We start from the raw sequence: 246 nt of genomic DNA, 5'->3' as shown, positions 1-246 counted from the left end.
TAACTATACCCTCCTGGGCCAAAATATGATTCCAGGCCGATGGAGAACAAAGCGGCACCAGACAACAGCTGAAGGGTGCCCCCTGCATCATTACCAGAGTAGGTACCAACAATAATGTTCTTAAAGAACGGGTCTGCAAAGTCAGAAGCACCGGCATAGATCTGTTGTGCTTTGGTGTACTGGTATTCCGCACCACCGCTAAAGGACACACGGTGTTTCTCTGCAAAGGTATGATCGTAGGTGAGA

General features: G+C 48.8%; 1 protein-coding gene. It reads right to left on the bottom strand.

What is annotated here, in order from left to right; all coding sequences use genetic code 11:
- Positions 1-246 (bottom strand): hypothetical protein (locus KVT36_RS31950; RefSeq protein WP_217607472.1); only part of this gene is annotated, 246 nt, incomplete at both ends.

The sequence above is a fragment of the Chitinophaga sp. GbtcB8 genome (genome assembly GCF_019091455.1).
GTDB lineage: Bacteria > Bacteroidota > Bacteroidia > Chitinophagales > Chitinophagaceae > Chitinophaga.
This window is presented reverse-complemented; position numbering and strand designations above follow the sequence as displayed.